The organism is Marinobacter alkaliphilus (genome assembly GCF_055394375.1).
This window is the reverse complement of the sequence record NZ_AP043751.1, coordinates 2011466-2033898: the sequence shown is the minus strand read 5'-3', so window position 1 is coordinate 2033898 and position 22433 is coordinate 2011466. Positions and strand designations below refer to the sequence as shown.

Below are 22433 nucleotides of genomic sequence, written 5' to 3'. Positions count from 1 at the left end.
TGATTACCTGATTCGTCAATATGGCTAAATTCTAGACCATATCGACCAATTTGAATCTACAGATCGGCATAACCAGCCGCCATACTGGACCTAAACAACGTTCAGGATGTCGGCCATGTTGATCCGCCCTATCACGCTTCGGGATCTTGATCCCCTTTATCAGATTGCCGTTGAATCCGGACCGGGATTCACATCCCTGATGCCAGACCGGGACGCGCTGGCACAGAAGATCGAGCATTCCATGAAGAGCTTTGAGCGGCGCGTAGACAATCCCACAAACGAGCAGTATCTGTTTGTACTTGAGGATGAGCACAGCCATGAGATCATGGGCACAACTGGCATCCAGGCCAGTGTTGGGCTCGACCGGCCGTTGCACCACTTCAAACGCGACAGAACGATCGGGCCAGCAGGCCTCGCGAGGGAAACCCTGACCCGTTGCGAGCACTACGCGGGCTGCACCGAAATCTGTTCGCTGTACCTTCGCCCGGACTATCGCCAGGCCAATGCCGGCAAACTCCTGTCAAAAGTCCGGTTTCTGTTTATGGCACTGCACCCCGAGCGTTTTGCAAACACCGTGATAGCAGAGATGCGGGGGGTGTCTGACACTCATGGCCACTCGCCTTTCTGGAACTGGCTGAGACATCAGGTGGTCGATCTGGATTTTTCCACGGTAACGCAACTCTCCGCCCAGAGTGATGCTCGTTTTCTGGAACAACTTGTTCCCCCTGGTCCGTTCGACATTGCAGACATGACCATTGAAGCTCAGGCAGTCATCGGCCAGGTTCACCCGGACACCCGCCCGGCGCTACACTTGCTGAAACAGGAAGGATTCCGGCATCGTGGACTGGTGGATCTTTTCGATGCCGGGCCGACCATTGAATGCGCACGGGATGCCATTACCAGTGTTCGCAACAGCGGGCTATACCGGGGTTTATATGGCGGCACCCGGATTACCGCCCACACCGGGTTCCCCTTGATTGTGGCCAACGGCCAGTGTTCCGGATTCCGTGCGACGATCATCGATTCACTGTCAGGGGGAGACGAGCCGGAGCAAGTTCCCCTACCGACTGGCATTCAGCGGAAGCTGGGCTTGAATGGTGGAGACCCGGTGTGCGCACTACCCCTGGTCAAAAACCGCCCCACACTGAACACAAGTGAGATGAGTGCTCACCAGGAGTTCCGTCATGCACAATGATCTGAACGCGCTTTTTTCCCGGCTCTGGCAATCCTATCGACGGGTGACGCCCTCGGCTGAGCGTATTCATCAGTTGCTGGGCGAACGCGAAAGCCACCCCATCGTGAATGATCACATTGCACTGCGCACTTTTAACCTGGCCCCGGTACGCCTGGACAAACTGGCCGGCCACTTTCTCAAGCTGGGCTATCAGCCGGGTGGCGAATATCATTTTGAAGCCAAAAAGCTCTACGCACGGCATTACGAGCACCCTGACCCGGATGTTCCCAAGGTGTTCATCTCTGAGCTACTGGTGGATCAATGTTCAGTGCAACTGCAGGCCATCGTTTCTGGCCTTGTGGCCCAAACGAATCCGGGCGCGGTAGATGCCGATGATTTTCTGACTTCCGGCCGCCACTGGAAACTGGATTACGGCACTTACCGTTCACTTCTGGAGGAAAGCGAATACGCTGCATGGACCGCAGCCTGGGGTTATCGAGCCAACCATTTTACGGTCAGTATCAATCATCTTGAGAGCATCAAAACCGTTGCGCAGATCAACCAACTGCTCAAAGACCACGGCTTCGCCATAAACACCTCCGGGGGTGAAGTAAAGGGGTCACCTCAGGAACTGCTCGAGCAATCCTCCACCCTGGCAGACCGGGTCGCCCTGGAGTTCACTGATCAGGTGGCCACGGTACCCAGCTGTTTCTATGAATTCGCCCTGCGCTATCGGAAACCGGATGGCAACCTGTACTCCGGCTTTGTGGCGGCGTCTGCAGACAAGATCTTCGAGAGTACCCATGCGTCAAACTGACTTCGGCGCCTCCTGGCACTGACGTCAGGACCATCCCTGCTCACCCAACAGGGGCACGAACCGGACATCACCGAAGTCTTCGCGCTCGAAGTCAGCATCCGTCCGGCGGGTAATACACACCAGCCGCTGCACGGAATGCTCCGACCCCACCGGAATAATCAACCGGCCACCGACGGCAAGCTGCTGTTTAAGGGTCTCAGGTACGGCGGGAGCACCTGCAGCAACGCAGATGCCATCAAAGGGCGCAGCCTCCGGCCAACCAAGGGTTCCGTCGCCGCAGCGAACATGCACCTGGCTGAACCCCGCCCGCTCCAGGTTCCTCCTGGCCTGCTCTGCCAACTCAGGAATCCGCTCGATACTGAAGACCTCCAGGGCGAGGCTGGCCAAAACGGCTGCGGCATAACCCGATCCAGTCCCAATATCCAACACCCGTTCCCGCCCCTCCAGCTGAAGCGCCTGCGCCATCAGCGCCACGATATAGGGCTGGGAAATTGTCTGCCCCCAACCAATCGGCAAGGGGTAATCTTCATAGGCTTCGCCAGCCAGATGCTCGGGAATAAAGCGTTCTCGGGGCACCCTGTCCATGGCTTCCAGCACTCTTGAATCGAATATCCCCCTGCCGGCAAGCTGATACCGAACCATGTCTGCGCGCAGGTTGTTGAAATCCGGAACCCGTTCATTCATCACCGGCCCCTCCCTGATTACCCGTCGTTACAAAGCCATAACGCTTTTACAACAGCGCAAACTTTAACCACTGTCTACTTTTTACCCACAGGTTACTCCTCTGCACGGATGAGGAGAACCAAAAACAAAAATAACGGCGAGGGTTTAACCCTCACGCTCAGGGAGATAATCATGTCTACATCTGTCGACCACCTGATGGAACGCACCCAGGATGCCAGCGATCTGCTCGCCGATATCGTGCCATCAGCCATAACCCTGGCAACCATGCTCCGACATCGCCAGATGGCAGCCTGGCTAAGGGCTGAGTTTGATGGATACCCCGATATAGACAAAGCACCACCTTATCGGCTCGACCTGCCCGGACACATCGTTGCCAAATCCCCGCAGTATGGCTGGATTCCTGCACCGGTGAATGACACCCAAACCAGGGAGTTCGGGCACCTGAATCTGATGGAAGGGGTAAAAGAACTCGAACATACCTGTTTAAGCTGCAAGAAAGGCAATGGCAATCGAGTGTTGCTGGATAAAGAGGCCATGTCAGACCTGCAAAAGCAGATTAATCTCAGTGCCGAACTGGCCATCAACCTCAGCCGGGAGGTTTACTGCCGGCTACTCCGAACCCTTCGGGCAGCGCTCTATCTGTGGGCCGAGCAGCTGATGGACGCTGGTATCTCTGGCGATCACAACCACTATAGTCCGGAGGAACGAAAGCTGGTCTCGCATCTTGATAGCCCAGAGGCTTTCTGGCGCAAAGCCATGCAGGAACTGGACACAGTACCGGTGGCAGATGTTCGGGAGCTTGGCTTTCTGGAACGCATGTTTGGCCGGGCCGGCTAAGTCAGGAAAGCCACGTAAAGACCAAAAGGCTATACTGGAGGACACGCGAACCGATTGAATCGTCTATAAAGGAGCCAGGAGCGCCACTATGAGAGACGCACGATGGAAGTATCTCAGATCACGCGGCCTGGCTCTGATTCTTCTACTGGCATGCCCCCCCGTCTTCAGTGACGATAGCATCATCAATCGCATAGAAGCCCTTCAGGCCGGGCATCCTGTCACGGTTCTCGACGCACCGATACTTGCAAAGGAGGCCCTGACCCGTTTCTACGAGCTCAGGGAATTTGACCTGGCCTGGGATTCCTACAATGCCCGACGTCAACTGGCCCAGGCCATCAGTGAGGTGGCTGATCAGGGTTTAAACCCGCTGGATTATCACCACGAAACGATTGCCGCCCTGGCCCTGCAACCGACGGATCAGGTCGAGGAAGAAGTGCGGGCCGATCTGGACCTGGTACTGTCAGACGCATTCCTGTTGCTTTCCTCCCATTTGCAGGCGGGGAAAGTCAACCCGAGGACCATTCACGCTGAATGGACCGCCAATCGCCAGGATCTGGAAACCCACACCGTGCTTGCACAAGCACTGGACACCAATTCCGTTTACCAGACCCTGCAACAGCTAAAACCTTCAGCGCCAGCCTACCAGAAACTGGTCACGGCGCGCCGCACCCTGACCGCATTGCTGGGGCAGCCCTGGCACGAACTCGCCGCCACTCCCACACTCCGACCGGGAGACAACGACCCGCGCATCCCCGAGATACGTCGCCGGCTTGCCCTTCTTGGCGATATCCCGAGTGCCGACCATGATCGCCCGGCTGCCTACGATGCGTCGGTCGAAAGTGATAGCTACGACGACGAGCTGTTGATCGCCCTTCCCGCGTTCCAGGCCCGGCATGGCCTTGAACCGGATGGAATCATCGGGCGCCAGACTTTTGCTGCCCTGAATAGATTACCTGTCGAGCGCATCCGCCAACTGGATGCCAGCCTGGAGCGTTGGCGTTGGTTGCCGGACGATCTTGGTGATACCTACTTACTGGTCAACATCGCCGGCTTCGAGATGACCATGGTACGCTCCAGTGAGGAAATCCTCCGCCAGCGGGTGATCGTCGGGCGCCCTTACCGCCAAACCCCGGTATTCAGTGACCGCATTCGCTACCTGGTATTCAACCCTACCTGGACCGTCCCACGGAAGCTGATGATCCAGGACCAGCTACCAATTATCCGCAGCGATCCCGGCTACCTTGAGCGCATGAATTTTAAGGTCTATCGGGGGTGGGGCGCTGATCGCGTGGAAGTGGACCCGGCTACTATCGACTGGCACACTCTGTCTGCCAACAACTTCCCGTACCAGCTGGTTCAGGAACCCGGGCCGATGAATGCGTTGGGACAGATAAAATTCATGTTCCCCAACCAGTATGATATTTACCTGCACGACACCCCGGGGCAGGCCCTGTTTGGCCGAGCTGAACGAACGTTCAGTTCCGGCTGTATCAGGGTTGAGCGGCCCTTTGAATTGGCGGAGCATCTGCTGGCAGGTAACAGCAACTGGTCGCGGGCGAATATAGACCGGGCCATTGAACTCAGAGACCCAGTCAATGCGATGCTGAGAACGCCGATACCGGTTCATCTGCAATACTGGACGGTGTGGGTTGATCAATCAGGAGTGATACAGTTCCGGAACGACATCTATGGACGAGATCAGCGGCTGATCGACGCGCTCCGTTCAGATCCCCAAGGCGCGCTGATGCCAACACCACGGAGGCCTTGATGACGAGAGTAGCTTTACTGACTGCCCTTATGCTGATCCTGACAGCCTGCCAGAATCTGCCAGATCGCCAGGAGGGTCTGGACAGCGACGTAGCGTTTCTCAAAGCTCACCACTGCCTTGAGGAATCCGTGGACGACGTCAACCGCATTCACTTCGGCCCTTGCCTGAAAGTTATTGAAATCAACGGTCAGGCACCGGTAGTCAGGGACGACGACTTTATCGAGCTCCCCCTTCGACAGCCTCTCACCATAGGCACAAGTTGCGTTTATCGACACGCCGATGGCACGCCGATACCCGCCACCGTTGAAACTGCCGACTTTCAGGTGCGTGCGGACACCTTCACCCGTGGCGGCCAGAGGTGGTACCTGCATGCCCACAAGCAGGCCCGCAGGGTGATTGGCTGCGAGCCCACGCTATCTCGCTCAGTTCACCCCACCCGGAGCACAGACTGAACTGCCCATCGGCCTGGCCCAGCGCCAGACGGGACACTAGCCAAACCTGTATCCGCAATTACCATTTCTCAATAGAGCAGCTGTTTCGTTGCGCATTCTTTGGCCATGTGCCACGTTGGAAGGGAACCGTAAAAAGGAGGATAGGAAATGCTCTATTGGGCGGTAGTGTGTCTTGTTATTGCAATTGTTGCAGGTGTTCTGGGTTTCGGAGGCATCGCCGGAACGGCTGCGGGTTTTGCCAAGATCCTGTTTTTCATCTTTCTGGTCTTGTTGGTTGTTTCACTCCTCGCCAACGCGTTACGAGGTCGGGGCCCAAAAATCTGACTAGGCAGACCTGGCTTTTCGTGGCCCTGGAGCAACAACCAGGGCCACGCCAGCCACCGCAACAACCCCGCCGGCCATGGCCATTGGCCCCAAGCGCTCATCAAACAGGATAAACGCCTCCAGTGCCGTGACCGGTGGCACCAGGTAGAACAAACTCGCCACCTGAGAGGCTGCGCCGCGTCGAATCAACCACATCAAAAGCAAAATGGCACTGACCGACAGGCCAAACACCAGCCAGCCAAGGGCCAGCTTGAACTGCAGCGACCATTCCACACTTCGGGACTCCAGTACCATCGCACCAACACCAAACAAGACGGCCGCTGCGGTGTACTGAATCATGGTGCCGGATACCAGATCAACCGACGTGCCAAACCGTTTCTGGTAAACGGTGCCAAGGGAGATTCCGATCAGCGCCAGCCCTGCCCAGACCAGCGTCAGCCCGGGTAACCCTGTATCGCCGGTACTGGTTCCTCCAAACTTTTCTACGATTACCAGCGAAACACCCACAAGCCCCAAGACCAATCCCGCCCACTGCTTTCGCGAAACCGCCTCACGCAGAAACACCACAGCAGCCAGCGCTGTTACCAACGGCTGCAAGCCCACAATGAGCGACACCAACCCTGATGACATACCCTGATCAATGGCGTAGAACACCCCTCCCAGGTAGCAGCCGTGCACCAAAATACCGGTGACTGCCACATGACCAGCGCTGCGCCAGCCCGGCCATCGGGCACGCATGACGATGGCCAAGACTGCCAAAGGTAATAGCGTGAACAACATGCGGATAAACAACAGCGTAAAAGGCTCTGCATACGGCAGGCCGTACTTGGCACCAATGAAACCGGTGCTCCAGAGCCAGACAAACAGGGCAGGAACAAAAAAGGAAAAGAAAACCGGGGGCATGGCTCAAAGCTCGGCTGATAGGAAACCTGGCAGGAGACTATACCCTGCCAGAACCCGGCCAGACAGACACAGAACTCCGCTAACCAACCATTACAGTCAGGCGCTCGTCAACATCGACTGCAATTTCTGGGTAAACTCAACGGCCTCGCAGCCCAGAGGGGTCAGATAACCCCCGTCTTTCTGGCTGATCAGACCTTTTGCAAACAGTGACTCTGCCGCTCGAACCGTTTCAGGCGCCGCCGTATGGGCATGCACCTTGATACCCTCCTGAGTAGAAATCGAGGGAAATTGCAGCAACAGGTTCAGCTCAGCAAGATGGTTCGGAGAGAACGGCATAAAAGCTCCTTATCGTTCGAATTATCTGCAGTTTAGCTTAAATACCGGAGCGCCATGGCGGAATTAAGAAGAAATTGATCCAGGTGCATATTTTCCCTGAATATCCTATTGTTACGTTCACCACTTCATTATTTTAATTGCACAAAGCTGGCACTGGCTGATCGCAACACGGACATGTTGACCATGGATAACACGAACGGCCAGCAGGCCGACTACTACCCCCGCCCCCTGCGTCACCTGAGCGTCTACCTGGCCACACTGGTTAAAGGCAGGCTCTGGCTCAAGGTGCTGATTGGCATGGGACTGGGCCTTGTGGTGGGCACCCTGCTCGGCCCCTCTGTTGGACTGGTCGAGCCGGAAACCGGCACGCTGATCGGCAACTGGCTGGCCTTTCCCGGGCAACTGTTCCTCGCCACCATCCAGATGATTGTGATACCGCTAGTGATAGCCTCGGTGGTAAGAGGCCTGGCCGCCAGCGACAACCTGGAACAACTGCGCAAGATGGGCGTCCGGGTTACCCTGTTCTTTGTCATCACGACAGCGATTGCAGCGACCATTGGCCTCTGGGTGGGCGGCCTTGTTAACCCGGGCGATCTGATGACCGGCCTGACGGCACCGCCTGTCGATGCTGTGCCGGTTGCCGCCGACATCCCCGGCCTGGATGCAATCCCCCAGACTCTCATTGGCCTGCTGCCCGGCAACCCCCTCGATGCCATGGTGGAAGGGCAGATGCTGCAGGTGGTTATTTTCTCTATCATCATCGGCGTTGCACTGGTCAGTATGTCGGGGGACAAGGCCAAGCCGATGCTGGACCTGCTCGACTCCCTGCAACAAATCTGCATGACGGTGGTTCGCTGGGCGATGCGCCTGGCGCCCTATGCAGTCTTCGGATTGATGGCACAACTGACCACCACGCTCGGGTTCCGTGCGATGCTGGGCATGGCCTCCTACGTTGCCACGGTACTGCTTGGCCTGGCCATTTTGATGGTTTTCTACCTCGCCCTTCTCAAGCTCCTCGCAGGGGTGCGGCCACTTCAATTCCTGAAAGACACCCGCGATGTGTTGCTGCTGGCCTTTTCAACCTCCAGCTCGGCCGCCGTCATGCCACTGTCTATTCGCACCGCGGAAGACAAACTGGGTGTGCGGCCTTCCGTTTCCCAGTTTGTCATTCCCCTGGGTGCCACCATCAACATGAACGGTACGGCGCTCTACCAGGCCGTGGCCACAGTGTTTCTGGCCCAGGTTTATGGCATTGATCTGAGCGTTGGCAGCATGGCGCTGGTGGTAGCCATGGCCGTAGGTGCATCCATCGGTTCGCCCGCTACACCGGGGGTCGGTATTGTCATACTCGCCATGGTGCTTCAATCAGTGGGCGTGCCGCCCGCAGGTATTGCCTTGATTATGGGCGTGGACCGGATACTGGATATGTGCCGCACCGCCATCAACGTGACCGGTGATCTGGTCGCTTGCCGGCTGATGGAAAACTGGTCGGGCAAACGATTACCAGACCAACCCGAACCGGTGCCCGATGAGGCCTGAGGCCCACAGTAAGTTTGTGACCCCATGAACAATCGGTATCATCAAGGCACGAAACTCCTACACTTACAGGGGCATCTACCGCGATAATATCGGCAGATTGTCATGCAGAATAAACGTACCGGGTCTTTGATGAATTTAAGCGGTATCTCCCTACTGGCCAGAATAACGATCGCCCTTCTCACCGGATTCGTTCTGGCGACCGGCATCGCCCATGCCGACAGCATCCAGCGCATTGTCCATCCGGATGGCCGGGTAGAATTCACCAACGTGAAAAGCCCGAGCCAGCCCCGGGCTTCAACCCGCAACGAAACCGTGTACCGCTACACCGATGAGCACGGTGTGGTCGCGTACAGCAGCCAACGGCCCAGCACAGAAGACGTCGAGGTTATCCGGTTTCACTGCTACGCCTGCGACCCGGGTTCCAAAGTGGACTGGCACAAAACCCCTCTGTTCGTGAGTCCGTTCCGGGATGAAATCCTGACAGCCGCTCAAGAGTTCGATGTCGACCCGGCTCTGGTTCGGGCGGTCATTCATGCCGAATCTGCGTTCAACCCGAAGGCCGTGTCGCCGGTCGGCGCCCAGGGCCTGATGCAGTTGATGCCCGGCACCGCAGATGAACTGGGCGTGAGAGACCCATTTGCCATTGAAGACAATATACGTGGTGGGGTCGATTACCTTGCCCGCATGCTCAAACGCTTCAATGGCGATGTCCGGCTGGCAACCGCCGCTTACAACGCCGGCCCTGGCGCCGTCGGGCGCTTCAATGGCATCCCACCCTACGCGGAAACCAAGGCCTACGTCGAACGGGTCGGCATTCTGCACCAACGCTACGCCAGCAACTGATGGGCACGATTATCAAGCGCCCTGAAATCAAGGGCGATATCGTGCATGTGGAAAGCGACCCCCATGGCAACATCCTGGTGATCGATGACCGCAAGCACCGGATTCTGAGCTTTGATTCGGTGTTTGAGCAAAGCAAGATCTTGCGCGCATCCCCCAACGTGCCAGTGCATGAATACAACCGCGCCATGCTGCTGCCAATCGCTTTTGCCTCACCCGGCAGGGTAACGGTGCTGGGCCTGGGTGGTGGCGTACTGGCCCATGGTCTGTTCACGCTGCTTCCGGACAGCATCATTGATGTGTATGAACTTCGGCGAAAGGTTGCGGAAATCGCAAAGGACTGGTTTGCACTACCCGATTCAGAACGGCTAAGGGTGCATATTGCCGACGCCCGCCTGGCCGTCGACCAGCTACCCGAAGCCAGCACCGATATGATCCTGACGGACCTGTACAGTGCTGACCGTATGAGCCCGGCGCAAAGCCAGCGGCAGTTTATCAAAGCCTGCAGCCGGGCATTATCCTCTACCGGCTGGCTGGTTCTTAACTACCACCGAATGCCGGAACCAGATGGCAATCTGCTGCGGGAACTCAAGCGCCAGTTCCCGTTACTTCTGGTGTTCAAGAGCCGGACCAACAATTGGGTGATCTACGGGCGCAAACAGGACTTTGACCCCTGGTCCATCGACAAATCCCGGCTGAACGCCCTGGAAGAGCGCCTGCCCATTGGCTGGCGGAAACTGATCAAGAAGCTGAGCCGGCTGGTGCCAGCCGTTACCCCAAGCGAGCCATGAAGCTCTCCCGTATTATCAGCAACCAGAACGGTGTCAGTCGTCGCCATGCAAGACAGCTTCTGGCTTCTGGCCGGGTGAGCGTGGACGGCCAGAGGTGTCAGGACGGCGCAGAGGAGGTTTCCCGGTTTCAGGAAGTCAGAATTGACCAGAACATCATCCAGCAAGCCGAACCCGCTTATTACCTGATGCTCCACAAACCCGCCGGCTACCTGAGCGCCACTCAGGATGACCAACACCCGACCGTCATGGAACTGATTGCGCCGGAAATACGGGAGCACTTGCACATCGGCGGCCGCCTGGACCGGGCCAGCACCGGGCTTCTTATTCTGAGCAGTGACGGGCTATGGTCCCGCCGGCTCACCGAGCCTGCCATCAAACTACCGAAAACCTACCGGGTCACAACCGCGTCACCCATCAGCCCTGAAACGGCCACGCGCTTTGCCGAGGGCATCTGGTTCGAATACGAACAGCTGACAACGTCCCCTGCCCGGTTGGAGCAACTGAATGACCGCGAGGCTCGGGTAACCATCTTTGAGGGGCGGTATCACCAGGTAAAGCGCATGTTCCACGCGGTCGGCAATCGGATCACATCACTGCACAGGGAAAGCATGGGCAGCCTGGTACTGGACCCGGACCTTCCAGTTGGTGGGTATCGTCACCTCAGCGGCGACGAAATCAGCTCCGTCGGCTGACGGAGCTGATCAAAACCTCAGGCGCGGCTGAGGAACTTACGCTCTTCCACGTTCACCTTGATGCGATCACCGGTAGAGATGTGCTCAGGCACCTGAACCACCAGGCCGGTGGTCAGGCGGGCTGGCTTGGTGCGAGCCGTTGCCGAACCGCCCTTGATAGACGGGTCGGTTTCTTCAATGGTGAGCTCAACGGTCGGCGGCAGATCAATGGCCACCGGCGTTTCACTGACCAGAATCGCCATCACGCCTTGGGTATCCTCGGTGATGAACAACAGCTCGTCTTCAATGGCGCTTTTGTTCAGCATGTACTGGGTGAAGTCTTCGTTATCCATGAACACGTACTCGTCGCCATCGGCGTAGGAGAACATGACCGGACGACGCACCAAATCCGCCAGATTCAGCATGTCAGAGTCTTTAAAGGTCTCATCCAGCTTCTGGTTAGTCACTACATCGTACATGCGCATGCGGTACAAGCTGCCGCCAGCACGGCCCTGAGGTACCGAGCGCTCGATATCCTTCACAAAATAGACGCGTCCGTCGTATTCAACGGCCTGGTTCTTCTTGATCTCACTCGCTTTAGGCATAACATCCGATTCCGATAAAAAGGGTTTTCTGTGGCGCTGATATACCATGACTGGAATCAATAAGCGATAGTCTCTCAGCCATTTGCTTTTGAAAGCGCGTCTCGCGTTCTCAGCCGCCCTTCCCGGCGAATTTCGGCTTTCTCGTAACGACGAATCTGGTCTTTCGTTTCCGGAATCACCGGTGGCACCTCAACAGGCCGATCGTTCTTGTCCAGGGCCACAAAGGTGAAAAATGCGGAAAGGATGTGGCGGGTCTCACCGGTATAGCTGTTCTCGGCCTCTACACGGGCACCAATCTCCATCGACGAGCCCCAGCTGCGGTTCAGAGACAGATTGAATAGCAGTGTGTCATTCCCCTTGGCAGGGGCCCGGAAGTGGATGGAATCCACCGCAGCAGTCACGCAAACATGGGCCGAATGGCGCTCTGCCACAACCAGAGCCAGGCGATCACACTTGGCCATGATCATGCCGCCAAACACTGTATTGTGTGAGTTCATATCGTTGGGGAAAACCTTGTACACATGCTTGTCGATGGCGGATGCCGCCACCGGCTTACCCGGCTTTTCATACATTTCACTCGCCCCCTCTCGTGTTTACCCACAAACTCTGCGAAACCTCTTCTGGCCTGGCTGTTCAGAATCAAACCTGCCAGCCAGTTCCAGAAAGAGGTGGGCTCGGGTTAACCCATCAGATCAAAGTGAGCAGCGTCCTGTTCGATGCAACGGTCCAGCAGCGTCAGGTAATCGCCTTTCACCTTCAGCTTGGTTTGCTTATGCGCATTCAGGTTGAGCTGCTTCATCTGAGTTGCAACCGCTACCGCTCGCTCCATCAGCTGCTCAGGAGCCACCGCCTCATCCAGGAAACCAGCCGCAACGGCGCCTTCCGGGTTAAAAATCTCGGCATTCACCACCGAACGGTAGAAATACGGCGCCGGCATACGGTGGCGGGCAATCTCGATACCAGCGTGGTGCATGGTCATACCGATAGCCACTTCGTTCAGGCCCAGCTTGAAACCGCCCTCTACACCAATGCGGTAATCCACAGACAACAGGATAAACGCACCCTTGGCGATGGCATGGCCACTGCAAGCACCAATCACCGGGAGCGGGAACGCCGCCAGGCGACGGGTCAGGGTTGAGCCCACCTTCACCAGCGCCATTGCTTCTTTCGGGCCTTTCTGCATTTCTTTAAGGTCGTAGCCGCCGGAGAACATACCCGGCTGGCCAGTCAGAATCACAATGGCCTTGTCTTGCTCGGCCTGGTCCAGAGCGGCATTCAGCCCGGCAAACACGTCGTGGCTCAAGGCATTGGCTTTGCCGTTGTTCAGGCTGATGGTGGCAATGCCGTCGTTCAGTTCGTAGCTTACGAGTTCAGTCACCTGTGCATCCTCATCTACTGCGTTTTATTAAAGTGAGTGTTTGTTAACATCAGAATCCCAAGATTGTGGGCGATCTGGGGCATCAGGTAAAGCCCTGATCATCGCCATGCCACCGCCGCGCACCAACGGTCATGGCCGAACAATACCGCCCTGGGGCACCAGGCAATTCATCATCGAGATAGAGACATCCCGGAACATCGCCTCGGAGGTCACCCGGTCCGGGAAGTTGTCGTACACAGCCCGGCGACAGGTGGACGTTCGGGATTGCGCACGCTTCTCGCAATCGTTAACTGCGTCACTGCCGGCAGGCTGCCCTATCGCCTGCGCGCAAACCTCCGGAATCTGGGTAATTGCCCAGTCCACCACGTCACTGCTTTTGGCAGGGTTAGCCTGAAGATTGGCAAAGCGGGCGGGATCGGTCGGATCAGAGGATTCCTGAGTCTGGCCCCAGAACACGTAGACGAGGGCAACAGACACCATGGCAACCGTAACAATGGGGAACTTCATTAACGCTTTCCGTTTATGCGGCGACAACGCCGGGTGATAGACATGCAGGCAGCCTACCCCAAGCGGCTTCGTCATGCATCACCCAAGGTTACGCACAGAATCTGTGGATAACTTTGTGCGTAGCGCAAGGATAGCCGGCCTGAGCCCAATAGAACCGGGGGTTCAAGCAATATGGCCGCAAAATGACCGGGTCATAATTTATCCACCGAAGAGTAGCTTCCCTCCAGACGCCAATGCCCTATACTGCGACATATCCCATACTCTCAAATCCATCCACCGAAGACTCCACCCCGAGTAGCCAAGCCTGGAGGTACGGTCGTGAAAAACAAATCTGAAGAACCGGCCACCGACAGCTCGGTTTACAAAACCCTGCTGGAATCTACCAGGGCCATTCCCTGGAAGATCGACTGGAAAACCATGAAGTTCGCCTACATTGGCCCTCAGATTGAGGCGTTACTTGGTTGGACACCGGAAAGCTGGCAGAGCGTGGAAGATTGGGCCACCCGCATGCACCCGGATGATCAGGGCTGGGTCGTGGATTTCTGTGTCGCTCAATCCAAGTCCGGCATCGATCACGAAGCTGACTATCGGGCACTGCACAAAGACGGTCACTACGTCTGGATTAGGGATGTGGTGCATGTTTCCCGAGATGACCATGGAGAGGTCGAGGCGCTGATCGGTTTCATGTTCGACATCAGTGAGCGCAAAAAAACCGAAGAGAAAGTCGTGGCTCTGCAGAAAAAGCTTGAGGAATATTCTTTTCAGGATGGCCTCACCGGCGTAGCGAATCGCCGAATGTTTGATTCATTCCTGGATGAGACCTGGCATAATGCCGTGAGAAACCAGCAGCCGCTCTCGGTGCTCCTTTTGGATATCGATAACTTCAAGCAATACAACGATCTTCATGGACACTTGCAAGGTGATGAGTGCCTAAAACGCATAGCCAAAGTACTCATGGGTGCAGCAACGCGTTCAAAGGACTTTGTTGCCCGTTTTGGTGGCGAAGAGTTTGTCATCGTTCTGCCGGAAACCAACCCTGAAGCAGCACTGAAAATTGCCGAACGGTGCCACCAACATCTGCTACGAGAACAGATTGCCCATGGTGGCAATAGCGCAAGCCAGCTGGTCACGCTGAGCATCGGCGTTGGCACAATCACACCAGCGAGAAATGATTCACTCACTGACTTTCTGGGGCTTGTGGATCAGCGCCTGTACGAGGCGAAACACCAAGGCAGGAACCGCATCGTGGCAGCCTGAGGCCACCACTCCACCAAGGGAGGAGTCAGTGTCTAATTCCGTGTAACACCGGGATACGCCTTCCTCGCCTCTGGCCGCCGGAGGCTTGCGAAGGCGTCAATCTCCCACGGCCGCATGGCCATCAGCAAGCTGACTCCGAAACGCTGTTCTAATGGCAGAGCCAGGTCTTCCTCATGGCAATGACGAAACTCAAGGGCCAGACGTTTCAGTTTCTGTTGCACAGATTCGTTCGATTGGGGCGACAGCATACCGCTTACAAACAGCCGTATCTCACCCGGCTGATGGAATCGACATTTCAGGAAATCCTGCTGAACTTCCGTTTCAAAAAACCGCTGGATTGGCCCCCGGGGTTGCCAGGCGAAGTCGTGGCTGACCAGTAACTTGATTCGGTTACCGGGCAACAGCTCCACCAGCCCCATGCGATCAAGCCGGGCCAGATAGCGGATTAACTCCGGCTCCTCTATCTGATAGTTCTGGAGTATCTCGCCAAACTGCCAGCGGTTCATGGCACACACCGCCACCAGCAACAGGCGCAAGTCAGACACCAGCTCCCGTTCCTGTTCTTCGCTCAGCTGTTCAACCCGGGGCTCGGGGACCAGCTTGCGGACCAGATCGGTGATTTCCATCCCCATCAGCCCGCATATCTGGTCCAGGCGCTTCAAAGAGAACTGGCGGTCTGAAAACAACCGTTTCACACTGGCCTCTGACAGAGCCAGCGCCTGCGCCACATCCTGATAGGTCAGCCCGTGCGCCCTGAGCTGGCGTTTCAATTCACTGACAATCGCGCTAGTTTGCGCCATAACCGTCCCCTTTCTTACCAGCCATCCAGCCAAACGTATCAATATACGATACCTGATGTATAGGGCAGCACTACCTTTATAGAAAACCTCGCCCGCCTTCCCTGGTTCACGCACAGTGAAGCCGTTCCAACAACAACGTCATCAGGAGTTAATCATGGACAGCGAACTCAAAAGCAATTCCGCCGGGTGGGTATTCTTTGTGAAGGTTTCCTTTGCTATCGCACTCTTTGCAGCTGCCGCCGGTGTAGTGTTGGCACCGGTGGATCTGGTGCTCAAGGGCTACATGGCTATCAGCGCCCTGTTTCTGGTCAGCACCACCATCACGCTCTCCAAAACCATCCGCGACGAGCACGAGCACCAGCGCATCGTCAACCGCATCTCCGAGGCACGCACCCATCAACTGCTGAAAGAATACGGGGAGTAACACCATGAGCATCTGGCGCAAATTGGACACCCTGTTCCGGGCATCGGCCCAGGAGCCGGTAGCAAAACTGGTGGATGCCAACGGTATCCAGATATTCGAACAGGAGCTGCGCGATGCCGAACAGGCCATCGCCCGCTCCAAGCGGGAGCTCGCCTGCCTGATGTCGGAAAAAACCCGGCTGGCCAAGGACAACGAACACCTCAGGGCAACCCTCGACAAACGGGAGCATCAGGTAACCGAAGCGCTGAAAAAGAACGAGGAAGAGCTGGCGCTGGAACTGGCCAACCTGATCGCAGAAGATGAACCACTTCTTGAACGTCAGCAACAGCAGCACGACAAACTGCAGCAGCAGGAAAACCGATTGCGCAAACAGCTGCGAGACTCTGGCCGGGCGCTCAAGCATTTCCACAGTGAACTCCGGCTGGCCAGGGCCAACCGCCACGCCGAGCAGGTTAACCGCCAACTCCGCGGACACGCCCGGGGGCTGAGCAGTCATATGGAAGACCTCAACCAGTCCGTATCCCGCATTCAGGCAAGACAGGCCGAAGCGGAAGATATCGAGGCGGCGTTGACAGAGCTGGACCGGGAACAGGAGAACGACTCCCTGGATTCGAAACTGAAAGCAGCTGGCATCAGCAACGGACAGAGCAGTGGCGAACAGGTCCTTGCCAGGATTCGTTCGCGGTCATCCGCAGACTGCAGCGAATAGCGCACATCACCCAAGCTAGATGCAGCTATAAGCAAGAGTCTATTACCTCTGCTTATAGCTGACCTCCAAGAGAGATTCGAGGCCACTGCTTTGCCCGCCAAAGGACCCTTCGCGGAAGGCGCAGATTAAAACTGGGAAACCCCGAAAAAGGCTGCTATTTTCATAGATAATCGCCTGCTCCCCGGCCGATGGCTTATTCGCGGGCAACTCCCGGAGCCTAGAGATGAAACGATACCTGACCATGCTGCTGGTATCGCTGTTTACATGGATTGAGGCAGTCACCGCAGATGATACACAACACCTGAGCATAGCGGTTGGTGACTGGCCGCCGTATTTTGATCAGGAGGCATCCGATCAGGGGATTGTCGCCCAATTGCTGCGGGATGTGTTTGCCGAGGAAGGCTTTACGGTCTCCTACCACTTCCTCCCCTGGAAACGAGCCTACTATGAGGCTGCAACGGGTAAACACGATGCCACAGCGGTGTGGATGCATGCGGAAGAACGTGAGCAGGACTTCACGTTCAGCGATCCGGTCCTTAAAGAGAGATTTGTGGTTTTTCACCTCAAAAGCCAGCCAATCAGTTGGTCCACGGTGGAAGACCTGTCTGACCTCAGGCTCGGGGGCAGTATTGGCTACAGTTACGGTTCGGCTTTTGATCAAGCCGTAGAGGATGATTTACTCAATATTGAATGGGTAGCCAGTACCGTGCTGAATTTCCGCAGGCTCTTGTTCGACCGCATCGATGCGTTCCCCGAAGAGATCAACGTGGGCTATCACATTCTGCGCCGTGAACTTGACCCTGAGGAATCCAGCCGTATCACCCACCACCCCCGCTCCCTTCTCGAGAACGAAAGTTTCGTTTTATTCCCAAAAACACGACCAGACACCCCGCAACTGGCAAAACGCTTCAATCAAAGACTTCAGGCCTTCCGGGATGATGGCCGCTATGACCGTTACTTCAAGAATCCCCAATACAGCATGCAGCTGAGACAAGATCAGTAATGCACTCAGAACCGGCTCCTCCCCCGCAGCAACACCTGTAAGGCATCAATGCTGTCATCCCCATCCAGGGGAAACGCCAGATCAAAGTGCAGCATTCGCTGTACTTCAACCCTGCTGGATGCCAGCCTCAGGCCAACCCCTATATCCCTCAGCACACCGCCGTCCGGCCCGTTACTCTGACCGTCAGCAAACCAGGCGCGGCCAGCATCAACAAACACCACCCCGCCCATCCGAAACAACTTGAATGGATGCCAGTCGGGGAAGTACCGGCGCTCGAGTGTCCACAAAACCCTGCGGTCCCCTTGCTGATATTCGCTGGGATAGCCACGCAGCCCGTTTTCACCTCCGATCAACAGTTGTTGGTCGGCGGTCAGGTTGCGAGCAGCGGTAAAGGCAAGACTCGTGTACCAGCCGGTCCAGCGAACCGATCCACCGTGAAAGTACTCCAGGCTGAGGGTGCCCAGGAGATTCTCCACGCGGTCTTCGTCAAGCCGATACGTGCCACTCTGCTCCAGACCATAGCTGGCGTAGTTGGTTTCCGTCGCCAGCAAGGAGTCCTGAAAACTCATGTTCAGGACGATCCGGTCTTCCGTGGCCCCCAACCCGGTGCCTGAATAGCCAAATTCCGTGCGCCACACAAAACCATCCCGAACGTCTTCGACCCGCTGTAAACGAGTCAGATTGGTCATCTCGCGAAAGCGGTTCTGGCGGTAATCAAAACCAATCCATGGATAGCTCAGGGTTCGATCATCCGGCAACACATCCAGAGCCGGCTGGTCGGGCAATGACTGAAACCCGAACGCCTCGTAGCGATACCCCGCCAACAACCGAAGTTGCCGCTCATTGCGTTCGGCCAGGCGCCAGCCGCCGTCAATACTGAAATATTCGCGGATGCGGCGATAATCGGCAATGGCTTGCGCCCCCACGTAACGGGACTCCTCCCGGACATCGTCCACGCCAGCCACGCCAAAGCGCCAGTTGGTGCGCTCGCTGAAAAACGGCCGTTCCAGATAGGCGCTCCGCCCCCGCCCGTCACTGCGGTCATCGTAGGAAAAGCCCGCCTGCCAATGAGAGCCGGCAACATTGGGATCGTCCACAAACACACTGGTTTCGGAGCGGTCCGGGTCCTTGGTGTAGGAAATACCCAGGCTCTTGCCCGAGCCCAGAAAGTTGGGGTCGGAGATACCGGCATTGGTGGTATTGTCACCACCGGACCTTGTAATACCCAAGGTCGGAAGCAGCGTCCAGGTATCCCGGGCCAGAACACTCACCTCTACCTCGTCGCCACAAAGGCGGGTAACCCCCACCCAGGCCGCTGTCAGATATTCCCGCTGCCGCAAGACCCGCTCGGACTCTTCCAGCAACCCGGGGTTGTAGGTGTCGCCCTCAACAAACACCAACTGGGAACGAAGGGCCGACTCCCAGGTCGGTGTGTTGAGAGTATTGAGGGCTCGATACAGGAAATTGTCCTGATCCGGATCAGTGGTATCGAAAATGGGGCGCTGAATAACCCGAATACTGCCAATTGTGGCACCGGGAGGAATGACCAGATCACTCTGCCGCGCCAATTGATCTCGAGGCTTGTCCAGATCAATCATCGCCGGCTGAACATTGCTGACAACACACGGCTCTTCGGTAGGTTCTGCCCCCAACACAGCCCCTGACAGAACCATGCCGGACACCAACAGACTGTTCCGGCACACCATCGCTGTCTTTCCACCCGATCGAACTGTCATATTCCGCCAATGAAGCCGCCAACCTGGCGCAAATTAATAAAAGGTTTCATCCAAGGCTATGACAGGATAGAACAACAATCACTAAAAGAGGCCAGACCATGATTGGTTTTCCCATCGCCCTGATCTTTGCCAACGGCTTCGAGTGGTATGCCCACAAATACATTCTGCATGGCACGCCCCGGCCGGGGCAGCCTCGCCACAGCCCGATTCCCAAGTCCATGAAGAGCCACTGGCAGCACCACAAAATCGTGCGCACCACCGATTATCAGGATGACGGTTACGCGGAAGGCCTGAGCAACTGGCGCACGCGGGATGAAGTTGTGTCTCTGCTTAAGCTCACGGCGATCACATCGCTGGCCATGCCGGTAGCGCCGTTTTTCACCCTGGGCACCTACTATGCTGCTGCTCGTTATTTCTACGTGCACCGGCGCTCACACCTTGAGCCTGAGTGGGGCAAAAAAGCGATTCCCTGGCACTACGACCATCACATGAACACTAACCAGGATGCCAACTGGTGCGTCACCCGCCCCTGGTTCGACTACATCATGGGCACCCGGGTAATTGCCAATCAAGACGATGCCGAGACCAACCCGCTGGGCCTGCGTCTGCCTAAAGCCATTGAAAAGCCCCTGAACCAGGCCTGTCGCAGACTCTTACCGAAAAGCTTTGAAAGGCTCAATCAAGGACAGCTGGCCTGAATGCCCCGGGCCAAGCTACGGATGTCATCGTACTCCCAGACCACAACCACGGGGCGGGCGCCTTTGCCATTATCGGATTCCATGAGGTCATTCACCATCGCCTCGGCAACCGTCTCGGCCTCAATGGCCCGATACTTTTGTAGCGGGCCAATCAAGGCGCGGTTGGCTAACGGCATAACCGCCATGCCGATGGCTTCGCCGGTACGATGCTCCTTTCGGTCTCCCAGCAACAGGCTTGGGTGATAAATGGAAAGGTAATCAAACCCAAGCCCCCGCACCGCATCCTCCAGCTCACCTTTCACCCGGCTGTAGAAAACCGTAGACCGGGAGGAGGCACCAATGGCAGACATCAGGATAAGCCTGTTCACGCCCCCCGCCTTGGCCAATTTGGCCGCCCTGTATGCGTACTCGTAATCCACCTTACGGAATGCTTCCTGCGAGCCCGCCTTCTTGATGGTGGTGCCCAGACAGCAGACCAGGGCATCAACCTTGAAGATATCAGCGCGGGACTCCAGCGCCTCAAAGTCGACCACATGCTCCACCAGCTTCGGGCTATCAATACCCAGCGAACGGCGCACCGGCACCACCACGGATGTTACCCCGGAGCGCTTCAGCAACTTTTCGACCACCAGGCGACCGGTCAGGCCTGTGGCTCCCAATACCAGAACGTTCATGACACACCCCTGAAAATTGATTAGGCTCACCGTAACACCAGAATCCACTATGTGCAGTTAAATGGAAACCCATGCTGAAAATCTCCAATGCCGTTGAACTGGCAGACTGGGAAATTGAGATCACTCAGATACGCGCGCAAGGCGCTGGCGGGCAAAACGTCAACAAGGTGGCATCCGCCGTTCACCTGCGGTTCGACATCCTTAACTCCAGCCTGCCACCGTTTTACAAGGAACGGCTGATGGCGTTGTCAGATCAGCGCATCAGCAAAGACGGCATCATCGTGATCAAAGCCCAGTCTTTCCGGACTCTTGAACTAAACAAGGAGGATGCCCTGGAGCGACTGAAAGAGCTCATTCAGGAAGCGGTAAAGCAACAAAAGGCCCGGCGCCCAACCAAGCCTACCAAGGGGTCGCAAAGGCGGCGAGTGGACAGTAAAACGAAAAAGGGCAAAACCAAGGCACTCAGGGGAAAAGTTCAGCTTTGACGGTCTGTTTTACCCACAACATCTGTGGATAACTTTGTTAGGAACGAAAGGATAGGCAGTGCAAACCCTTTAACCACAAGGGCTGGTGGAATGCGTAGGTTATTTGATCAACCGGTTCATCCGCCCGCTTTAAGTGATCAATTTATCCACAGCACAGCAACGGAAGAGCGATGGCATTGCCCTACTTTCTTGGCTGCCCTCAATGGCAAGATCCGAACTGGAACAACCAACTGCCCCCCGGCGGCACCCCCCTGGAGCGATACGCCCGGATATTCAACACCGTTGAGGGCAACACCACCTTTTACGCCAGCCCCAGCCGTGAACAGTGCCGGCTATGGCGGCAGCAAGTTCCGGACAACTTTCGATTTCTGTTCAAACTTCCAAGAACCATCACCCACGAACGCTTCCTGAACGGCGCTGGCGATGAACTGGACGCCTTTCTGTCGCTGATTGAGCCGCTGAACGGTGTGCTTGGCCCCATGTTGCTGCAGCTACCCGCAGGCTTCGGCCCGGAGAGGTTGGACCAACTCTGGCGTTTTCTGGACACAGCACCAGACTATCTGGACTGGACGGTGGAAGTCCGGCACCCGGCGTTCTTCGCCAAAGGTGAGGAGGAGCGGGCCCTGAATCAGGGTTTGCGGGCCCGCAAGCTCGCCCGGGTGGCACTGGATAGCCGGGCGCTGTTCTCGGCAACTCCCGACTGCGAATCAACCGTCGATGCCCAGCGCAAGAAGCCCAGGGTTCCGGTGCACATCCTCCCCAGCAACGCACCGCCGGTGATTCGCTACATCGGGCATCCAGACCTGGAGGCCAACCGGGCGTTTCTTGCACCTTGGGTGCAGCGAGTCGCAGCCTGGATCAAAGACGGAATTCAGCCCTATGTCTTCATGCACATGCCCGACAACGGCCACGCAGTGGCACTGGCCTCACTCTGGACGGAGCTTCTGCGGGAAAAGCTTCCGGAGCTGGAGCCTCTGCCAGTACACGTTGCAACGCCGCAAATCGGGCTGTTCTGACCAAA

The 22433-nt window shown here is 56.7% G+C and carries 27 protein-coding genes; 17 read left to right on the top strand and 10 right to left on the bottom strand.

Going from position 1 to position 22433, the window contains the following annotated elements:
• Window positions 1-115 precede the first annotated feature (115 nt).
• Window positions 116-1195, top strand: coding sequence for an arginine N-succinyltransferase (locus ACZ5Q2_RS09310; RefSeq protein ID WP_061333068.1), 1080 nt, complete (start codon window positions 116-118; stop codon window positions 1193-1195).
• Entirely contained in the window at window positions 1185-1991 is an 807-nt protein-coding gene (locus tag ACZ5Q2_RS09305) for a DUF1338 domain-containing protein (protein WP_061333067.1), read from the top strand. Before ACZ5Q2_RS09310 ends, ACZ5Q2_RS09305 begins: the two co-directional genes overlap by 11 nt.
• Before the next feature lie 24 nt (window positions 1992-2015).
• On the opposite strand, the gene ACZ5Q2_RS09300 is transcribed toward ACZ5Q2_RS09305, so the two are convergent.
• Complete coding sequence (locus ACZ5Q2_RS09300) at window positions 2016-2675, bottom strand: protein-L-isoaspartate(D-aspartate) O-methyltransferase (protein ID WP_061333066.1); 660 nt, start codon at window positions 2673-2675, stop codon at window positions 2016-2018.
• Between the two features lie 171 nt (window positions 2676-2846).
• Here ACZ5Q2_RS09300 and ACZ5Q2_RS09295 point away from each other — a divergent pair, with 171 nt between their 5' ends.
• The 4 genes from ACZ5Q2_RS09295 (at window position 2847) to ACZ5Q2_RS09280 (ending at window position 6056) form a co-directional block, all read left to right on the top strand.
• On the top strand, window positions 2847-3512 hold the full coding sequence (locus tag ACZ5Q2_RS09295; protein ID WP_061333065.1) for an AbiTii domain-containing protein: 666 nt from the start codon (window positions 2847-2849) through the stop codon (window positions 3510-3512).
• An 88-nt stretch (window positions 3513-3600) separates the two neighbouring features.
• Window positions 3601-5280 carry a L,D-transpeptidase family protein gene (locus ACZ5Q2_RS09290; protein WP_061333064.1) on the top strand — a complete coding sequence of 560 codons (1680 nt, stop codon included), beginning with the start codon at window positions 3601-3603 and terminating at the stop codon, window positions 5278-5280.
• Window positions 5280-5732 (top strand): hypothetical protein, encoded by a 453-nt coding sequence (locus ACZ5Q2_RS09285; RefSeq protein WP_061333063.1) that lies wholly within the window; start codon window positions 5280-5282, stop codon window positions 5730-5732. The genes ACZ5Q2_RS09290 and ACZ5Q2_RS09285 overlap by 1 nt, the downstream gene beginning before the upstream one ends.
• A gap of 147 nt (window positions 5733-5879) precedes the next feature.
• On the top strand, window positions 5880-6056 hold the full coding sequence (locus tag ACZ5Q2_RS09280; protein WP_072676589.1) for a DUF1328 domain-containing protein: 177 nt from the start codon (window positions 5880-5882) through the stop codon (window positions 6054-6056).
• Here ACZ5Q2_RS09280 and ACZ5Q2_RS09275 read toward each other — a convergent pair whose 3' ends face one another.
• Both ACZ5Q2_RS09275 and ACZ5Q2_RS09270 read right to left on the bottom strand, forming a co-directional pair.
• Window positions 6057-6959, bottom strand: a complete 903-nt coding sequence (locus ACZ5Q2_RS09275) for a DMT family transporter (protein ID WP_286251235.1) — start codon at window positions 6957-6959, stop codon at window positions 6057-6059.
• A 96-nt stretch (window positions 6960-7055) separates the two neighbouring features.
• Window positions 7056-7295 (bottom strand): TIGR02647 family protein, encoded by a 240-nt coding sequence (locus ACZ5Q2_RS09270; RefSeq protein WP_106694908.1) that lies wholly within the window; start codon window positions 7293-7295, stop codon window positions 7056-7058.
• Between the two features lie 183 nt (window positions 7296-7478).
• Between ACZ5Q2_RS09270 and ACZ5Q2_RS09265 the strand changes: the two genes are divergently transcribed.
• The 4 genes from ACZ5Q2_RS09265 (at window position 7479) to ACZ5Q2_RS09250 (ending at window position 11157) form a co-directional block, all read left to right on the top strand.
• Entirely contained in the window at window positions 7479-8834 is a 1356-nt protein-coding gene (locus ACZ5Q2_RS09265; protein WP_106694907.1) for a dicarboxylate/amino acid:cation symporter, read from the top strand.
• Window positions 8835-8963: 129 nt separating this feature from the next.
• Window positions 8964-9677, top strand: a complete 714-nt coding sequence (locus ACZ5Q2_RS09260; RefSeq protein ID WP_286255705.1) for a lytic transglycosylase domain-containing protein — start codon at window positions 8964-8966, stop codon at window positions 9675-9677.
• Window positions 9677-10465 carry a spermidine synthase gene (locus ACZ5Q2_RS09255; protein ID WP_432210213.1) on the top strand — a complete coding sequence of 263 codons (789 nt, stop codon included), beginning with the start codon at window positions 9677-9679 and terminating at the stop codon, window positions 10463-10465. The genes ACZ5Q2_RS09260 and ACZ5Q2_RS09255 overlap by 1 nt, the downstream gene beginning before the upstream one ends.
• Window positions 10462-11157 (top strand): pseudouridine synthase, encoded by a 696-nt coding sequence (locus tag ACZ5Q2_RS09250; RefSeq protein WP_106694905.1) that lies wholly within the window; start codon window positions 10462-10464, stop codon window positions 11155-11157. Before ACZ5Q2_RS09255 ends, ACZ5Q2_RS09250 begins: the two co-directional genes overlap by 4 nt.
• Before the next feature lie 17 nt (window positions 11158-11174).
• On the opposite strand, the gene efpL is transcribed toward ACZ5Q2_RS09250, so the two are convergent.
• The 4 genes from efpL to ACZ5Q2_RS09230 all read right to left on the bottom strand — a co-directional run bounded on the left by efpL (window position 11175) and on the right by ACZ5Q2_RS09230 (window position 13701).
• On the bottom strand, window positions 11175-11741 hold the full coding sequence (efpL, locus tag ACZ5Q2_RS09245; protein ID WP_058092192.1) for an elongation factor P-like protein EfpL: 567 nt from the start codon (window positions 11739-11741) through the stop codon (window positions 11175-11177).
• A gap of 74 nt (window positions 11742-11815) precedes the next feature.
• Window positions 11816-12313: an acyl-CoA thioesterase gene (locus tag ACZ5Q2_RS09240; RefSeq protein ID WP_432210214.1), complete on the bottom strand. Its 498-nt coding sequence runs from the start codon at window positions 12311-12313 to the stop codon at window positions 11816-11818.
• A gap of 107 nt (window positions 12314-12420) precedes the next feature.
• Window positions 12421-13119 carry a crotonase/enoyl-CoA hydratase family protein gene (locus ACZ5Q2_RS09235; RefSeq protein WP_432210215.1) on the bottom strand — a complete coding sequence of 233 codons (699 nt, stop codon included), beginning with the start codon at window positions 13117-13119 and terminating at the stop codon, window positions 12421-12423.
• 129 nt (window positions 13120-13248) lie between these two features.
• Window positions 13249-13701, bottom strand: a complete 453-nt coding sequence (locus ACZ5Q2_RS09230; protein ID WP_286251246.1) for a hypothetical protein — start codon at window positions 13699-13701, stop codon at window positions 13249-13251.
• Between the two features lie 243 nt (window positions 13702-13944).
• Here ACZ5Q2_RS09230 and ACZ5Q2_RS09225 point away from each other — a divergent pair, with 243 nt between their 5' ends.
• Window positions 13945-14883, top strand: a complete 939-nt coding sequence (locus ACZ5Q2_RS09225; RefSeq protein ID WP_058092196.1) for a sensor domain-containing diguanylate cyclase — start codon at window positions 13945-13947, stop codon at window positions 14881-14883.
• A gap of 32 nt (window positions 14884-14915) precedes the next feature.
• Here the strand turns inward: ACZ5Q2_RS09225 and ACZ5Q2_RS09220 are convergent, their stop codons facing one another.
• On the bottom strand, window positions 14916-15683 hold the full coding sequence (locus tag ACZ5Q2_RS09220) for a helix-turn-helix domain-containing protein (protein WP_061333058.1): 768 nt from the start codon (window positions 15681-15683) through the stop codon (window positions 14916-14918).
• Window positions 15684-15837: 154 nt separating this feature from the next.
• On the opposite strand from ACZ5Q2_RS09220, the gene ACZ5Q2_RS09215 reads away from it, so the two are divergent.
• The 3 genes from ACZ5Q2_RS09215 to ACZ5Q2_RS09205 all read left to right on the top strand — a co-directional run bounded on the left by ACZ5Q2_RS09215 (window position 15838) and on the right by ACZ5Q2_RS09205 (window position 17819).
• Complete coding sequence (locus ACZ5Q2_RS09215) at window positions 15838-16107, top strand: YiaA/YiaB family inner membrane protein (protein WP_058092198.1); 270 nt, start codon at window positions 15838-15840, stop codon at window positions 16105-16107.
• Between the two features lie 4 nt (window positions 16108-16111).
• On the top strand, window positions 16112-16816 hold the full coding sequence (locus tag ACZ5Q2_RS09210) for a PspA/IM30 family protein (protein ID WP_061333057.1): 705 nt from the start codon (window positions 16112-16114) through the stop codon (window positions 16814-16816).
• A gap of 223 nt (window positions 16817-17039) precedes the next feature.
• Window positions 17040-17819 carry a substrate-binding periplasmic protein gene (locus tag ACZ5Q2_RS09205; RefSeq protein WP_061333056.1) on the top strand — a complete coding sequence of 260 codons (780 nt, stop codon included), beginning with the start codon at window positions 17040-17042 and terminating at the stop codon, window positions 17817-17819.
• Window positions 17820-17824: 5 nt separating this feature from the next.
• On the opposite strand, the gene ACZ5Q2_RS09200 is transcribed toward ACZ5Q2_RS09205, so the two are convergent.
• Window positions 17825-19555, bottom strand: coding sequence for a BamA/TamA family outer membrane protein (locus ACZ5Q2_RS09200; RefSeq protein WP_227510232.1), 1731 nt, complete (start codon window positions 19553-19555; stop codon window positions 17825-17827).
• 98 nt (window positions 19556-19653) lie between these two features.
• On the opposite strand from ACZ5Q2_RS09200, the gene ACZ5Q2_RS09195 reads away from it, so the two are divergent.
• Window positions 19654-20253: a sterol desaturase family protein gene (locus tag ACZ5Q2_RS09195; RefSeq protein ID WP_058092202.1), complete on the top strand. Its 600-nt coding sequence runs from the start codon at window positions 19654-19656 to the stop codon at window positions 20251-20253.
• Here ACZ5Q2_RS09195 and ACZ5Q2_RS09190 read toward each other — a convergent pair.
• Window positions 20235-20927, bottom strand: a complete 693-nt coding sequence (locus tag ACZ5Q2_RS09190; RefSeq protein ID WP_058092203.1) for an NAD(P)H-binding protein — start codon at window positions 20925-20927, stop codon at window positions 20235-20237. The genes ACZ5Q2_RS09195 and ACZ5Q2_RS09190 overlap by 19 nt on opposite strands.
• Window positions 20928-20998: 71 nt before the next feature.
• Here ACZ5Q2_RS09190 and arfB point away from each other — a divergent pair, with 71 nt between their 5' ends.
• Both arfB and ACZ5Q2_RS09180 read left to right on the top strand, forming a co-directional pair.
• Window positions 20999-21412 (top strand): alternative ribosome rescue aminoacyl-tRNA hydrolase ArfB, encoded by a 414-nt coding sequence (gene arfB / locus ACZ5Q2_RS09185; RefSeq protein ID WP_058092204.1) that lies wholly within the window; start codon window positions 20999-21001, stop codon window positions 21410-21412.
• A gap of 170 nt (window positions 21413-21582) precedes the next feature.
• The gene (locus ACZ5Q2_RS09180; RefSeq protein WP_061333055.1) at window positions 21583-22428 is read left to right on the top strand and encodes a DUF72 domain-containing protein; all 846 of its coding nucleotides are present in this window, start codon (window positions 21583-21585) and stop codon (window positions 22426-22428) included.
• The last annotated feature ends 5 nt before the right edge of the window (window positions 22429-22433 follow it).